Here is a 604-nt window from a genome sequence, read left to right as displayed (position 1 = left end):
GTGATTAATACAAGTAAAATCATGGCATCAATTAAGCTTGTATTTGAGCTAAAGTTAACAAAAATTCAAACAGAAAAACTACTTAGTGTCCTGTAGTGTGTATTTTTACTAGATTGTATTTTGTTAATAATTGGTAGATTTCATAAACTGGTAGACCCATAATTGCAGAATAACTGCCTCTTATTTGTTTAACAAAAACAGCACCTAATCCTTGAATAGCATACCCTCCAGCTTTATCAAAAGGCTCTTTTGTCTCCCAATAATCCTTCATCTGCTTTGGCGTTATTTCATCAAATAGTACATCGCTAATAACAGGTTCATAATGCACTTGATCACCTATAGAAAAGCCTATAGAAGTAATCACCTGATGCCAAGTATTACTCAAAAGCCTCATAAATTCTGAAAACTGCTGATAATCTTTTGGCTTACCTAAAATATGATGATTTTTAACAACTGCAGTGTCGGCAACCAATATAGGATAAGGCTTTGTTGCCTTTTGTTTTGCTGCAGCAAGTTTCTTATATATGATCCTATTTAGATAATCTTCTGCCAACTCACCTGGATGCACACTTTCATCAATATCAACCTCTGTACACGATGATTT

1 protein-coding gene is annotated in these 604 nt (G+C 33.8%); it reads right to left on the bottom strand.

The genetic code is table 11. From position 1 onward, the window contains the following. Positions 1-82: 82 nt before the first annotated feature. Positions 83-604 (bottom strand): Maf family protein (locus DNK84_RS13745; RefSeq protein ID WP_119345019.1); only part of this gene is annotated, 522 nt, incomplete at its 5' end.

The organism is Facilibium subflavum (assembly GCF_003574485.1).
Classification (GTDB): domain Bacteria; phylum Pseudomonadota; class Gammaproteobacteria; order Francisellales; family Francisellaceae; genus Facilibium; species Facilibium subflavum.
This window is presented reverse-complemented; position numbering and strand designations above follow the sequence as displayed.